Origin of the sequence: Arcicella lustrica (assembly GCF_034930985.1) — a bacterium.
Classification (GTDB): Bacteria; Bacteroidota; Bacteroidia; order Cytophagales; family Spirosomataceae; genus Arcicella; species Arcicella lustrica.
Window position 1 is genome coordinate 70,693 of record NZ_JAYGIM010000016.1, and the last position, 13,569, is coordinate 84,261.

The 13,569-nt window shown below is 34.1% G+C and carries 16 protein-coding genes; 7 read left to right on the forward strand and 9 right to left on the reverse strand.

Features of this window, described 5'->3' with window-relative positions; translation table 11 throughout:
* Positions 1-81 precede the first annotated feature (81 nt).
* On the reverse strand, positions 82-705 hold the full coding sequence (locus VB798_RS19820; RefSeq protein ID WP_323688976.1) for a class I SAM-dependent methyltransferase: 624 nt from the start codon (positions 703-705) through the stop codon (positions 82-84).
* 205 nt (positions 706-910) lie between these two features.
* Here VB798_RS19820 and VB798_RS19825 point away from each other — a divergent pair, with 205 nt between their 5' ends.
* Together VB798_RS19825 and VB798_RS19830 are read left to right on the forward strand one after the other, a co-directional pair.
* The gene (locus VB798_RS19825) at positions 911-1,720 is read left to right on the forward strand and encodes an AraC family transcriptional regulator (protein WP_323688977.1); all 810 of its coding nucleotides are present in this window, start codon (positions 911-913) and stop codon (positions 1,718-1,720) included.
* Positions 1,721-1,794: 74 nt separating this feature from the next.
* Positions 1,795-3,456 (forward strand): serine hydrolase domain-containing protein, encoded by a 1,662-nt coding sequence (locus tag VB798_RS19830; RefSeq protein ID WP_323688978.1) that lies wholly within the window; start codon positions 1,795-1,797, stop codon positions 3,454-3,456.
* A 77-nt stretch (positions 3,457-3,533) separates the two neighbouring features.
* Here VB798_RS19830 and VB798_RS19835 read toward each other — a convergent pair whose 3' ends face one another.
* The 5 genes from VB798_RS19835 to VB798_RS19855 all read right to left on the reverse strand — a co-directional run bounded on the left by VB798_RS19835 (position 3,534) and on the right by VB798_RS19855 (position 7,309).
* A complete protein-coding gene (locus VB798_RS19835; RefSeq protein ID WP_323688979.1) occupies positions 3,534-4,073 on the reverse strand; it encodes a dihydrofolate reductase family protein in 540 nt (179 codons plus the stop codon).
* A 272-nt stretch (positions 4,074-4,345) separates the two neighbouring features.
* Complete coding sequence (locus tag VB798_RS19840) at positions 4,346-4,780, reverse strand: transposase (protein ID WP_323688980.1); 435 nt, start codon at positions 4,778-4,780, stop codon at positions 4,346-4,348.
* 89 nt (positions 4,781-4,869) lie between these two features.
* Entirely contained in the window at positions 4,870-5,310 is a 441-nt protein-coding gene (locus tag VB798_RS19845; protein WP_323688981.1) for a hypothetical protein, read from the reverse strand.
* A 275-nt stretch (positions 5,311-5,585) separates the two neighbouring features.
* The gene (locus tag VB798_RS19850; RefSeq protein ID WP_323688982.1) at positions 5,586-6,026 is read right to left on the reverse strand and encodes a hypothetical protein; all 441 of its coding nucleotides are present in this window, start codon (positions 6,024-6,026) and stop codon (positions 5,586-5,588) included.
* A gap of 278 nt (positions 6,027-6,304) precedes the next feature.
* Positions 6,305-7,309, reverse strand: a complete 1,005-nt coding sequence (locus tag VB798_RS19855; RefSeq protein ID WP_323688983.1) for a 5'-nucleotidase — start codon at positions 7,307-7,309, stop codon at positions 6,305-6,307.
* 250 nt (positions 7,310-7,559) lie between these two features.
* On the opposite strand from VB798_RS19855, the gene VB798_RS19860 reads away from it, so the two are divergent.
* Complete coding sequence (locus VB798_RS19860) at positions 7,560-7,844, forward strand: hypothetical protein (protein ID WP_323688984.1); 285 nt, start codon at positions 7,560-7,562, stop codon at positions 7,842-7,844.
* A 158-nt stretch (positions 7,845-8,002) separates the two neighbouring features.
* Here VB798_RS19860 and nudK read toward each other — a convergent pair whose 3' ends face one another.
* Positions 8,003-8,587 (reverse strand): GDP-mannose pyrophosphatase NudK, encoded by a 585-nt coding sequence (gene nudK / locus VB798_RS19865; protein WP_323688985.1) that lies wholly within the window; start codon positions 8,585-8,587, stop codon positions 8,003-8,005.
* A 56-nt stretch (positions 8,588-8,643) separates the two neighbouring features.
* Here nudK and VB798_RS19870 point away from each other — a divergent pair, with 56 nt between their 5' ends.
* From VB798_RS19870 to VB798_RS19880, 3 genes are all read left to right on the forward strand, one after another.
* A complete protein-coding gene (locus VB798_RS19870) occupies positions 8,644-9,390 on the forward strand; it encodes a DeoR/GlpR family DNA-binding transcription regulator (RefSeq protein WP_323688986.1) in 747 nt (248 codons plus the stop codon).
* 104 nt (positions 9,391-9,494) lie between these two features.
* Complete coding sequence (locus VB798_RS19875; RefSeq protein WP_323688987.1) at positions 9,495-10,103, forward strand: IMPACT family protein; 609 nt, start codon at positions 9,495-9,497, stop codon at positions 10,101-10,103.
* A 71-nt stretch (positions 10,104-10,174) separates the two neighbouring features.
* Positions 10,175-10,519, forward strand: coding sequence for an RNA recognition motif domain-containing protein (locus VB798_RS19880; protein ID WP_323688988.1), 345 nt, complete (start codon positions 10,175-10,177; stop codon positions 10,517-10,519).
* 69 nt (positions 10,520-10,588) lie between these two features.
* On the opposite strand, the gene VB798_RS19885 is transcribed toward VB798_RS19880, so the two are convergent.
* Positions 10,589-11,128 (reverse strand): hypothetical protein, encoded by a 540-nt coding sequence (locus VB798_RS19885; RefSeq protein ID WP_323688989.1) that lies wholly within the window; start codon positions 11,126-11,128, stop codon positions 10,589-10,591.
* A gap of 76 nt (positions 11,129-11,204) precedes the next feature.
* Entirely contained in the window at positions 11,205-12,578 is a 1,374-nt protein-coding gene (locus VB798_RS19890) for a nicotinate phosphoribosyltransferase (protein ID WP_323688990.1), read from the reverse strand.
* 203 nt (positions 12,579-12,781) lie between these two features.
* On the opposite strand from VB798_RS19890, the gene VB798_RS19895 reads away from it, so the two are divergent.
* Positions 12,782-13,552 (forward strand): PASTA domain-containing protein, encoded by a 771-nt coding sequence (locus VB798_RS19895; RefSeq protein WP_323688991.1) that lies wholly within the window; start codon positions 12,782-12,784, stop codon positions 13,550-13,552.
* Positions 13,553-13,569: the final 17 nt, after the last annotated feature.

Sequence of the window (13,569 nt, forward strand, 5' to 3'; positions counted from 1 at the left end):
GTAAATTGCTTAAAGAGACAATCAAATCTTTTATTCAGATGCGACTTAAGTCGCACTCTAATGAAAATTAAAGATTAAATTTTAATTTTTCTTTCCCACAAATCTAATCACAGAACCTTGTCCATTATGAAATACTCCTTCGTTCAATTCGATTACAGTTTCTCCTAATTCAATGATTTCATAGTTCTTAAAATCAGCTTGTAATTCTTCAATCGAGAATAACATTGCGAGTTCTTTTGGTCCTCCCACTTTTTCATTTTTAGCGATATAATCAAGATGATTTTTACTAAAGGCTTCAAAAATAATCACTCCATCTTTGCGCAAATACTTATCCAATGTCTGGTGAATTGATGATTTAATTTTGGCAGGAAAATGTGCATAAATCAAGGCAATGGCATCAAATTGTGCTGCTTGAAAATTCAAAGTTTGCAATTCCCCAACCTGATAATCTATACTTACTTGATTCGCCTCTGCCAATTGCAAGGCTTTGTTTTTCCCTTCAATACTTATATCAAATGCTGAAACATTCCAACCCATTTTTGCCGCAAAAACTGCATTTCTACCTTCGCCTTCTGCTGGAAAAAGAATAGAACCAACACTTAGTTTTTCTAATTGTTCTTTTAAATAATTATTAGGTTGTTCGCCATAAGCAAATTCCTCTTTACTGTATCTATCATTCCATCTGTCTGTCCAAGATGCGTCCATATTTTTGCGTGGTTTTGTTTTCTATTCAATCAAAATTATTGATTATTTTACATCATTCCTATATTGTATCAGACCAGTAAGAAGTCAGTCACTTTCCTCATCCCATCTATCAGCTTGTTCATCCCAAATAAAATCTATTTCTTTAACTTTCTGGTAAATTGCTTTCCGAATTACAGTTCAAGTTATGCTATCTAATCTATTTAAGATGAATCATTTAAAGAAAGGGGAATTTTACGGGCAGACTAATCAAACTATTCATCTGGATGGTCTTACTTTGACGGATACCGTTTATACACAACCAAAGGTCGATTGGCACTATCATGAACACGCTTATTTTACTTTTATCCTTGAAGGTTTAGTAATAGAAGGCAACAAAAAAGAGGTTTATCATTGTCCTGCTGGTACTCTATTATTTCATCATTGGCAGGATGCCCATTATAATATTAAACCCGACGGCTTTACCAGAGGTTTTCATGTAGAAATAGAAAAGCCTTGGTTTGATGATTTGTTCTTAAAGGGCGATAAGCTACAAGGAAATATAAACCTTTTAAACCCTGCCCTCAAACTTTTGATGTATAAGGTTTTTACAGAAACCAAAATACAAGACCAAACCTCATCTTTATCTATTCAAGGAGTATTGCTTAATATGCTGTCGCAAATGGCAGAAGGTGATAAATCTGTAGGGGATAAGAATCCTTCTTGGGTAGCTAAAATCAATGAGATTCTGAACGACCAGTTTACTGATAATCTGACCTTAGGTTTTCTATCCGAAACCTTAAGTATTCATCCTGTACATCTTTCCAGAGATTTCTCTAAATACTTTAATTGCAGCTTTGGAGAATATATCCGAAAGTTAAAAGTTGAAAAATCACTCTCCTTACTCTCAGATAAAAGAAAGCTCCTGACTGAAATTGCGTTTGAATGTGGTTTTGCCGACCAGAGCCATTTTACAAGATGCTTTAAAGAAATAAATGGCATGAGTCCTTCTAACTATCGAAAAATACTTTTTCATTAATGCTTCAACGTTAATTCTGTTCTATTTTGGGCAAGCAGTTCAGCATAACTTCGCATCTGAAATAACTCATTATCATGAAACAGATTTTAATCATACTTTTCAGTGCATTAATGTCGCTGAAAACTGTTGGGCAAATAAAAGATATTATTACGCCCGAAATCATTACCAATCCACTCCACCAAGCCAACATAGGTAGAATTACTTTTATGGCTAGCAACATTCCTCTGAATGTTTATAAGAAGGAGGATTTTCTCAGCACTTTTGAATTGTCTCACAAATCAAGCCTAAATGTCAGAGTGTTTATGGCAAATTCGGTTACTAATTATCTTCATCAATTAGCACCTGAACTGTCACTTGAAGAACTCGTAAAAAGTGGAAATCTACAATTCTCATTTTTTGTTGACGGAAATCTTATCTACAAAGAAAACATCCATCATGGTTGTAATTTTGGTTCTAGTGTAAATAAAAATACTGCAACAACCTTTAGAGTTCCCTTAACAAGTACCACTGGAGAAGATTGGTGGGCGATGTATATGTGGGACAGATTTAAAGTAAATGGCGGTGAAAAAGCCCTATCAGAAGGTAAACATTATTTAAAAATAGAACTCAGACCTTATCTAAAACTCAATGATTCTGACTTAAGAGTAGGAGAGATGATAGCCAAAGGAGAAGTTGAATTACTGATAAAATCACCTGTAATTACTAAGGAACAAATAGCCGTACAAGCCATTGCCCCAAATAGTGGTTGGGAAGTATCAAAAGATAGATACGATACTCAAAAAATAGAAGCGTTGAATACGGCTATTGCTAAATATGAGCTAAAGCAAATTACTAGTATCGTGGTTATCAAAGACAATAAATTATTGTTGGAAGAGTATTTTAACGATGCTAATAGAAATACACTTCATGACCCACGTTCGGCAGGGAAATCATTTGCTTCGACCATGATGGGAATTGCTATAAAAGACGGTTATATCAACAATGAAAATCAGCCACTAAAGAACTTTTATGACTTAAAAAAGTATGCTAATTATGCTGACAACAAATCAGAAGTAACCATCAAAAACTTATTAACCATGAGTTCAGCTTTTGAAGGCTCAGATTCGGATGGTGATTCGCCAGGGAATGAAGAGAATATGTATCCAACGGATAATTGGGTGAAGTTTACACTAGACTTACCGATGAACAATCATAAAAAGAATGGGGCTCAATGGGACTATTTTACTGCTGGAGTGGTGCTGCTGGGCGATATTTTGAATAAGTCTGTACCAGAAAGTTTAGAAAAGTATAGTGACCAAAAACTATTCAAGCCTTTAAATATCACTCAATATCAATGGCAATATACGCCACAAAAGGTAGTAAACACCGCAGGAAGTCTCCAAATGAGAGCCATAGACTATGCAAAATATGCACAGCTATATAAAAACAAGGGGAAATGGAAGGGCAAGCAAATTATTCCGACTGACTGGGTTGCCAAAACATTAACCAAACAAATACAGATTCCTGAAAGAGAGAATGAACATTATGGTTATTTGTTTTGGAATAAAACTTACAGTATTGAAGGCAAAAATTATGAAGTATTTTATTGTGCTGGAAACGGCGGAAATGAATTTTTAATCTTTAAAGATTTACCTCTGGTAATCATCATAACGGGCAAAGCTTACAATAAACCTTATGCACATCCACAAGTAGATAAAATAGTAAAGGAATATCTTTTGCCAGCAATACTGTTTTAAAGATTTTGCGGTAGTGAGGTGTAAGAAACTGTCAGGCAGAGGGAAGCCTTGCCTGACAGTTCCATCAATGAAAAATGTTATCTTTTTCTGACAAAATGTGTTTGTACCAAATTGCCTAAAAAGATTTTGGACGTTTGTACTTCGAAAGCCAAGGGTTGAATTAATTCACTAAAAAGTGGGAAGCCTCCACCAAGTAAAAGTGGGAAAGTAGTAATAATCATCTCGTCTATTAAATCAGCTTTCAGAAACGCCTGAATGGTTTTTCCACCATCAATGTACAAGCGAGTATAGCCTTTTTGATGAATTTGTGAAAGAATTTCAGGCAATGTTCCTTTCACAAGAAAAGCTTTGCCTTGATGACTTTCAGGAATTTCGTTGAGCGTATTACTCAATACAAAAACAGGTTTTTGGTAAGGCCATTCGCAATCAAAACCACAGACAGTTTCAAAAGTAATGCGACCCATCACAAGGGCATCCATGCGATTTAGAAAAGCATAATAACCCATATCATCACCGTCAGGATTAGGGATTGAATCTAACCAAGCGATGCCACCATTTTTGTCGGCAATATAACCATCAAGACTTTGAGCGATATATACAGCGTTTTGTGTTTGCATTGATTTAGAAAGTTAATTATGTTCTTGGCAAAAATATTCATAAGCCTAAACTTTTGCTATTCCAAGTTTTTAAACTTAGAACCCTTTGCTGTTCCAAGTTTAAAAACTTGGAACCCTCAATAAAATGCAGTCTCCGACTGCAACCATATTTTAAACAAAATCAATTTCCAATAATCCTTTTCTATTAGTCATATAGTCTCTTGCAGACGAAAGTAAATATTCCCAAGGTTCTTCTACTAAGCCAGCTTTTACAGGATTATTATGAATATAATCTAATTTAATTCCATAAATTTTGCTGAGAAAATCTCTTCTGGATGATTGTCTTGTCGCCAGAATTGGAAAAATGTATTGTTTGGATTACGCTCTCCTGCACTTTTAAATAACCATAACATCCAACCTTTTCTGCTTTCTACTTCTTGTTCATCTTGAATAGCTTCTAAGATTTTATTGGAAGTAAATTTTTTAAGGTCTCGCAAAATATCGGATAAAGTAGGTTTTGGGTAAAGTGTAGAAGCAATCAAATGGACATGATTAGACATAATACACCAAGCATGAATCCTTAACCCTTTTTCTTTTTGGCAATACTTAATACTTTCTAAAACAATATCAACATAACGTTTTCTGGTAAAAGCATCAACCCATTGAACTGTAGCAAAGGTGATAAAATATGTTCCTCTTGGGTTGTTTATTTTATAGGCAAAACCCATTGTAGTATTTGTTTTGTTTGTTGTGCAGTCTGAGACTGCATTTTATTTTTTGTTCCATTTGTTAAACTTGGAACAGTGGGAGGGCTAAATTATTTAATCTTAAAAGCCTTCAAAATGATAAATGCTTTACTAGTCAAACTATCTCTTTGAAGTATAATAGAGTCCTCTGAAATAGATTTTACGAGATAAAATTGAGCATCCATTTTAATCTTATTATCTAAAACTGTGTACTCCTTTGAATGAATTACATCTGATTCAGGGGTGATATAAATTGAATCAGCAGAGAAATGACTATACCTTTCTAAGATATTATTCTTCCCGAAAAATAATGAACTACCTGGAATGGAATCTTTCGAATTTTTTGGAGTATAATATGTTTCCTGTAAATTGCCATCTATATCCGTTCGATAAACTACATCCCAAAATTTACCTTCATTTCCATTTGTTAAAATAGTTTCTATAGTATCCTTTTTTTTACAGGAAGAAGCTATTATTGTTAGCAGAACAATTCTAAATAGGAGTTTTGACATTCTATAAAAGTTTATGATTAATTACTATTACTGGTGCAAGTAAATAAAAAATCCGAAGGATTTGAATGTTTATAGATAGAGAAGAAGTTTTAGTAACAATTGTTTGACTCCGAAGGAGTCGTATTCTCCACTTTATTATTTGCTATAAACATTGAATCCTTTCAGGATTTTGAGCCAAAGCTTCTGTGTATTTAGGTTATTATTGTGTTTTGCAGTCTGAGACTGCATTTTATTTATTGTTCCATTTGTTAAACTTGGAACAGCGAGGGGCTAAATTATTTAATCTTAAAAGCCTTCAAAATGATAAATGCTTTACTAGTCAAACTATCTCTTTGAAGTATAATCGAGTCCTCTGAAATAGATTTTACGAGATAAAAATGAGAATCCATTTTTATCTTATTATCTAAAACTGTGTACTCCTTTGAATGAATTACATCTGATTCAGGGGTGATACAAATTGAATCAGCAGAGAAATGACTATACCTTTCTAAGATATTATTCTTCCCGAAAAATAATGAACTACCTGGAATGGAATCTTTCGAATTTTTTGGAGTATAATATGTTTCCTGTAGATTACCATCTATATCTGTTCGATAAACTACATCCCAAAATTTACCTTCATTTCCATTTGTTAAAATAGTTTCTATAGTATCTTTTTTTTTACAGGAAGAAGCCATTATTGTTAGCAGAACAATTCTAAATAGGAGTTTCGACATTCTATAAAAGTTTATGATTAATTACTATTACTGGTGCAAGTAAATAAAAAATCCGAAGGATTTGAATGTTTATAGATAGAGAAGAAGTTCTCGCAACAATTGTTTGACTCCGAAGGAGTCGTATTTTCCACTTTATTATTTCCTATAAACATTGAATCCTTTCAGGATTTCTAGCCAGAGCTTTTGTGTATTTAGGTTATTACTGTGTTTTGCAGTCTGAGACTGCATTTTATTTTTTGTTCCATTTGTTAAGCTTGGAATAGCGAGGGTTCGTTGCTCTAATCTTCATTAGGTTTATCTGTTTCAATGTTTTCTGCAATATTGTCTTCTGACATATTTTTAACGGCTATTTTTTGGTCAAACTTCTTCATAGGAGAATCTGATTTATACAAAACTTTACCACAAGGAACAACTTTGCTAGAACCATCTAAATGAATTTCTTGGTCATCAAAAAATATGTGAGCTCCAAATGCTTTTAGCACTTTGTCTTTTGATAATCCTCCCATAAAATATGCTTCATCAACATAAACACCCCAGTGGCGTAAAGTTTTAATTACTCTCATATGACTTGGTGCATTTCTAGCAGTAACAATTGCAATTCTCAATGGAGTTAATTCAATTGTCATTGGTAGCTTTTCTTGAATTTTTGAGAGCTTTTTTAGTAATTCTGCAAATGGTCCATCATTTAAAGGCACATCTTCATTTTCTTCTTCGTGTTTATGAAATGCTTGTAAATCCTGTGTTTTGTAAATCAATTCGGATTCTTCCGAAAAAACTACAGCATCTGCGTCAAATGCAAATTTTACACGTTCTGTTTCAGGATTATAGTCTGCCGGAGGGTCGTAAATTAATGCAGTTGCACAGTTTGAATTATCAATTACTTTCTGTACTTCCTTTTCATCTTTAGAAAGAAATAAATCAATATCGAAAGCATCTAAAAAAGGTGATAAAGGTTCTCCACCAGAAAATGCCCATCTTGTCACAGGTAATTTATAATGCTTTATTGATTTTAAAACTCTAACTCCTGTTTCAGGACTATTCCTGGACATTACAACTACTTCAACTAGTGGTTTTTTAGGGTCAACATAATCATTTAGTTTTAAAAGAGCTTGGATTAATGGGAAAGCAGTCCCCTTTTCTAATAGCTCATCTTCATGTTCAAGTTGATATTTTCTAAATCCAACAATATTTTCTTTCTCGAAAATTTCATTCTCTTTTTCAAGGTTAAATAAGGCTCTAGATGAGACGCCCACTACTAATATTTCTGAAAAATCTAAAGCCATTTTGTTTTCAATTTATTTTATTATGTTTTGGTTTTGTAATTATGCACAACTCGCTAATATGCAAAAGTTTTGAATTGTTTTTATTGTTACTGATTCCAAACCCCAAGCTACCAATTCCAAAAACCAATCAAAAACATTCCAACAACTTATTCCATAAAACTTATTATACGGTAAGTTTTCTTGGTATAATGCAAAACATTTGAGGATACTTATTTGATAGAAAAGAAATAAAACTACTCATAAAAGGGAAATGCTTACTTGGAAAAGAAATATTGCTACTCATAAAAGAGAAATGCTTACTTGGAAAAGAAATATTACTACTAAGGAAAGGAAAAAGCTTACTTGGGAAAGAAATATTGCTACTCAGAAAAGAGAAATGTTTACTTGGAAAAGAAATGTTGCTACTCAGGAAAGGGAAATGCTTACTTGGGAAAGAAATATTGCTACTCATAAAAGAGAAATGCTTACTTGGGAAAGAAATATTGCTACTTGGAAAAGAAAACTTCTAACCCACCTAAGAAATCTTGCTTCCTGATTTAGGGATTTTGTATCCTGACTGAGAGATTTTGCTTTCTGATTTAGGGATTTTGTATTCCGACTGAGAGATTTTGCTTCCTGATTTAGATATTTCGTTTCCCGACTGAGAAATCTTCCTTCCTAAAAAAGAAAAGAAGCTGTGTAAGAGCCTCTTTTCTAATCATTTAATAAACCTTTAAGCTGAACATACTGCAAAAGCATAATTGTTTTAGCGTCTCTTATTTCGCCTGTTTCTATCATGTCGAGGGCTTTTTCAAAAGGTAATTCTAATACTTCAATGTTTTCGTGTTCGCCTTCTACTCCGCCACCTTCACTTACTTGTTGGCTTTTGTTGTACTCGGCTACAAAGAAGTATAATATCTCTGTCACCGAACCGGGCGACATATACGCTTCATAAATTTTCTTTACTTCGGTAATTCTAAAGCCTGTTTCTTCTTCGGTTTCTCTTTTGATGCAATCTTCGGCGTTGTCTTGGTCGAGTAAACCTGCACAAGCCTCAATCAGCATGCCTGTCGGATTTCCATTATGATAGGTCGGCATTCTAAATTGCTCTGTCAGTATCACGGTTTTGTTGGCAACATTATACAATAAAATCACCGCACCATTGCCACGGTCGTATGCTTCACGAGATTGCGTAATCCAAGAACCATCTTTTTGTTGGATGTCGAAAGTGATTTTTCGCAAAGTGTACCAATTGTTAGAAAGTACTTCGGTTTTGTTAATTTTGATGCTTGGCGTCATTTTATGATTATATTTGATAATTATTGATTATTTTTGAACAAATTAATCATGTTTTTATGAGTTTTCAAAATAGAAAGCAGATAATTCTAAAAATTTTAGAAGAAAGGGGCGAAGCCGAAGTAAAAGATTTTGCTCAAGCTTTAGAGATTTCAGAGATTACCATCCGCAGAGATTTGCAACAAATGGCGACGGATGGCTTGTTGTTTCGCACGCATGGCGGAGCGATGAAATTGTCTTTGGCACAAATGCCTTTTACTTTTGCCAACAAAACGGCGGTGAATGCTAAAGAGAAAGATAAGATTTGTCAGTTGGCGGCACAACAGATACAAGAGGGCGATATTATTTTGATGGACTGTGGTAGTACGGTGTTTAGGATGTGCCAGTTTATCAAAAACAAGCGGATAAAAGTAATTACTAATTCTTTGCCCGTGGTCTATGAATTGATGAACAGCCAAGTATCTATCAACCTGATTGGAGGAGAAATCGACCAAGAACGCCAAGCAGTACACGGCAGAATTGCGGAGGAACATATTGCTCGATACAAAGTTGATAAGGCTTTTTTGGGTGTAGATGGCATTTCGCCCGAAAATGGTTTAAGTGCTTTTGGCGAAAACGAAGCCAGTATTACTTTAGCAATGGCAAAAGCTTCGGCAAAAAACTATTTTCTTTGTGATGCCTCAAAATTGGGGAAAGACAAGTACTTAACTTTCGCTCCCATTACGTTGGTAGATGTGTTGGTGACTAATGCTTTGGAAAAAGATATATTGGTTTATCGGGAGAAGGGAATAAGTGTTATAATTTGAAAATTTGAAGATTTGAAAATGAGTTTTAATTTTTCAAATCTTCAAACTAAAAATAAAATTATCTTCAATTTACATATTTTCAAATCACCAAATTTTCAAATTAATTGGAAGATACATATAAAACCATAAAAACACCCTCAGAAGGGCTTTTTAAAGATAAAGGGAGTAAATTTTTTGCCTTTGCTTATCCGATAGAACAAGAATCGGAGGTGAAGGCTTTGATAGAACCGCTTCGGAAAGAACATTTCAAGGCGGTGCATTTTTGTTATGCTTTTCGTTTGGGTTTGGATAGAACAAATTTCAGAGTAAACGACGATGGCGAGCCTTCAGGTTCGGCTGGTCGCCCGATATTGAATGTACTTTTGTCGAAAGATATTACTAATATTTTGGTGGTAGTCGTGCGTTATTGGGGCGGTACATTGTTGGGTGTTCCGGGTTTAATCAATGCTTATAAATCTGCCACAGAAGAAGCTTTGGTGGAGGCTGAGGTCATTGAAAAAACTGTGAATGAAGTTTATCAAGTACAGTTTGAATACATTCAGATGAATGATGTAATGAAAGTGGTAAAGGATTTTGATTTAAAAATCAAGAATCAACAATTTGATAATCAATGTACTATTGAAATAGATTTTCGTAAATCGTTGACGAATCAGATTTTGGGGAAATTAGAGAAAATAGAAGGTATTTCAGTAGAATATTTACGAACGGTATAAAAGCTTTATCGGGATTCAGCCCAAAAAGCAATAGAATGTTTTACCTTTGTATTGAAATAAAATAACAAACAATGGATATTTATGTAGGAAGTATTCCTTTCAAGTGGAAGGATGCAAGACTGAAAGAGATTTTTGAAGTATATGGTGAAGTAAGTTCTGCCAAAATTGTGATTGATAAAATTACTCGTCAAAACAAAGGTTTTGCTTTTGTACAAATGCCCAATGATGCAGAAGCTAAATTAGCGATTGAGTCATTGAATGGTGCAGAAATTGACGAAAGAAAAATTATAGTGAATGAATCTATTCCAAATAATGCTGGAAGTTTAGTTAAAAACAAAAAGAAAAAACCTTACACTAAGCCCGAAAATAAAGAGTGGAAACCTTTTAGAGGGAATAATAAGGGTAGGAGAGATTAGTATGAAGCGGTCGAAATTAGATTTTCGACCGCTTTTTGATTTTAATAGTCGGTGATGATTTATGCTTGTTTACTTGAAAATCAAACCGATGCCCCAACCTAAATCAGTGGCTGAACTGATTCCAAATGAAGGCCCTGCAACAATGCCTACGTGTGGACCAGGATATAATCTAAATTCAACAGAACCTGCTAAAATATTAAATTCTTCTGGCGAAGCAAAACTGTGAACCCAGCCTATTCCTGGAACAATATCAATCATTTTAGATTGAAAAATCTGTGAGAAATGGAAGTTTAGACTAATGGCAGTATTGGCTACTGTTTCATAATGACTAAGTGTTTTTGTGTACGAATAATTATAATAATACGCTACTCGTGAACGACCAATTCCTAATCCCAAACCAAGATACTTGCTTAAACCAATTTCCATTCCTAAACTGTAAGGAACAAAACCTTTTTCAATACCAATTGCAGGGATAAAATAGACTTTTCCGCCTCTAAATGAGTACTCTGCTTTTTGAAGTGCGGAAACTCTAGAAAGTGTGTCTGATTGAGCTAAGGTAGAAAATGCAAAAAACAATAAAGCGAAAAGGGTAATTAAGTTTTTTTTCATGATTGTTGTGTATGTTTATTTTGGATTTGCTAATTGTAGATTCTGAATTTATGGATTAAAAAAGAGAAAAGAATAATTATTTACTGTACAGTTTGATTTGGTTGAAGCCAATCTCTTTCAAAATCTCCCCATTTTCAAATACTGTTTCCAAAATATCTTCTCCACTTTCATCAAGACTTTTGGTTTGATAAGTATTGTTTTCAAAGACTAATTTCATTCTTCCTTTTTTACTTAATTTACCGTGGTCGGTGATGGGGTCTTTAAAAACTTCTTGTTCTTTTCCATTAATGGTCGCTGAACTACATTTAAAAGCAAACTTTTGTGTATCACGATTTACTTTTTGTAACAAAGCACCACCCATGCCAAAAGCTACATTGTCTGCACTCCAGCCATGATTTTTTAAATGGGCTAAAATTTCGCCGATGCTTTCATAATTCACACCATCGCCTTGAATGATTCTGATATTTGGATGCAATACTTTATAGCCCTTTTGGTTGATGCTAAAACCAATCTTTTCGCCTAAAATTTCAGCAACTTTCAGTACCACATCTTTCGGTTCTCCACTATCTGGTCGAACCACTAAAGTGCCTTTTCTGGCTAAAATTTGTTCTTTTAATAATCCTCCCCACAGTTTTTCGCAAGCATTATAAATATCATAACTATCACTTACAACTGCTACCAAACCTTCTGGATATTGTGCCAACATATTTTCGTAAGCATCTACTTCATGGTCTTTTCCCCAACTGGTGATGGTACTATGTTCTGCCGCAGGAATGCTAAAGCCAAACATATCATCCTCATTTCCGTAATAGGTTTGAATGAAAGTTAAAGCTGCTACTGTATCCGTTCCCATAAAATTGATTAAATGTGCAGCCCCGCCAATACTTGCGCTATCAACACTACTTACACCTCTGAAACCAAAATCATGTAATTTAAAATCAATTGTACTTGGGTCACCAGTTTCTTCAAGGTATAGATTGATAAGTTTTTTTACTTCTCTACTAATGGTTGCGACAGTACTTGGATACCACAATTGTAATAATAATGTTTCCAGAAAGTTTGTCAGCCAAAAACAATTAGGGTCGGTATTTTCTACCGTCATCATTACATTGTGCGTCGGAATTACTTTTCCTTCGGGAACTGCTTTGATACGGATAGGTAATTTCCCAGCATGATTGTTCAGAATATATTCCCAACCTGCTTTGTTGAATAAAGTAGCATTACCAAAATGAGCTTCATACAATTTGGCAGCTTGGTCAATTTTTCTTTGAGTAATTACTTGTCCGACTAAAAATTCCTTCAATAAATATTGTAATCCGAAGAAAGTAATTTCCTCAAATTTTCCTCCACGACTTTCGAAGTAGCTGTAAATTTGCGTTGTGCCTTCGGGATATTGTTTGTAATGACTTACTTTGTAACTATCGGTTAGTAAAATAATATTGTTTTCCATCGTAAAATCTTGAATCCTTAAATATGATGCAATATGTTAAAATATTACGAAATCTATTCTTCCCAAATGAATATCTTGTAAATTGCAACATAAATATGCTTTGTCCGTTGGTAAATATCTTTAATCTTTGAAAGATTAGCCATTTTATTCCATAAAATTGAAAAATACCAACCGATAAGTGTTAATATTTCCCTAAAAAATTAATGATGAAAATTTCCACCAATTCAAAAAAAGACGTTTATCTCCATGCTGCCATCATTACACTTTTGTTAATGGTGTTATTTTTTGGTTTTTTCTTCGTGTATTTGCCTTGGAGTACCAATCATGGCGATGCTATCACTGTTCCTAATTTAAAAGGATTAACAATGGAAGAAGCTGAAGACCTTTTGGACGAAAGAAATCTTGATTTTGAAGTAACAGATAGCACTTTCACGGCTGGCTTAAAACCACTTACGGTACTTTCACAATATCCTTTAGAGAATTCTAAAGTAAAACAAGGAAGAAAAATTTATTTGACCATCAATACCGAAACCGCTCCGATGATTAAGTTGCCTAAACTTACGGAAATGTCTGTAAGAAGCGCTGAACAACAATTATTGGTTTCGGGTTTATTGAAACCAGATTTGGAGTATCAAAACGATAGCCGACAAAATGAAGTATTAGAAGTGAAGTTCGGAGGTACGAAAATCGAAGCGGGAGCGTTAATTGCAAAAGGCTCTAAAGTTACTTTGGTTGTTGGTAATGGAACTGATTCTGTTGAAATAGATGTACCTTGTGTAGTTGGGCAATTGTATGATGAAGCGCAAATCGTTATCAAAGGTTCTAGTTTACAAATTGGTACAGTTATTTATGACCCAACTTCTACCGAACCAGCAGGAACAATTATCAAACAAAATCCTGAATGCGAAAACGGAAATAAAGTTCGTTCTGGAGATATGATAGACCTTTGGGTTGCGGGTAATCCACCGAATTGATATTTTACTTTTAAACG

Excerpts from the sequence above, each read along its gene's own strand:
- VB798_RS19820 (WP_323688976.1), bottom strand. The coding sequence starts at position 705 with ATGGACGCATCTTGGACAGACAGATGGAATGATAGATACAGTAAAGAG.
- VB798_RS19825 (WP_323688977.1), top strand. The coding sequence starts at position 911 with ATGAATCATTTAAAGAAAGGGGAATTTTACGGGCAGACTAATCAAACT.
- VB798_RS19830 (WP_323688978.1), top strand. The coding sequence starts at position 1,795 with ATGAAACAGATTTTAATCATACTTTTCAGTGCATTAATGTCGCTGAAA.
- VB798_RS19835 (WP_323688979.1), bottom strand. The coding sequence starts at position 4,073 with ATGCAAACACAAAACGCTGTATATATCGCTCAAAGTCTTGATGGTTAT.
- VB798_RS19840 (WP_323688980.1), bottom strand. The coding sequence starts at position 4,780 with ATGGGTTTTGCCTATAAAATAAACAACCCAAGAGGAACATATTTTATC.
- VB798_RS19845 (WP_323688981.1), bottom strand. The coding sequence starts at position 5,310 with ATGTCAAAACTCCTATTTAGAATTGTTCTGCTAACAATAATAGCTTCT.
- VB798_RS19850 (WP_323688982.1), bottom strand. The coding sequence starts at position 6,026 with ATGTCGAAACTCCTATTTAGAATTGTTCTGCTAACAATAATGGCTTCT.
- VB798_RS19855 (WP_323688983.1), bottom strand. The coding sequence starts at position 7,309 with ATGGCTTTAGATTTTTCAGAAATATTAGTAGTGGGCGTCTCATCTAGA.
- VB798_RS19860 (WP_323688984.1), top strand. The coding sequence starts at position 7,560 with ATGCTTACTTGGAAAAGAAATATTGCTACTCATAAAAGAGAAATGCTT.
- nudK (WP_323688985.1), bottom strand. The coding sequence starts at position 8,587 with ATGACGCCAAGCATCAAAATTAACAAAACCGAAGTACTTTCTAACAAT.
- VB798_RS19870 (WP_323688986.1), top strand. The coding sequence starts at position 8,644 with ATGAGTTTTCAAAATAGAAAGCAGATAATTCTAAAAATTTTAGAAGAA.
- VB798_RS19880 (WP_323688988.1), top strand. The coding sequence starts at position 10,175 with ATGGATATTTATGTAGGAAGTATTCCTTTCAAGTGGAAGGATGCAAGA.
- VB798_RS19885 (WP_323688989.1), bottom strand. The coding sequence starts at position 11,128 with ATGAAAAAAAACTTAATTACCCTTTTCGCTTTATTGTTTTTTGCATTT.
- VB798_RS19890 (WP_323688990.1), bottom strand. The coding sequence starts at position 12,578 with ATGGAAAACAATATTATTTTACTAACCGATAGTTACAAAGTAAGTCAT.
- VB798_RS19895 (WP_323688991.1), top strand. The coding sequence starts at position 12,782 with ATGATGAAAATTTCCACCAATTCAAAAAAAGACGTTTATCTCCATGCT.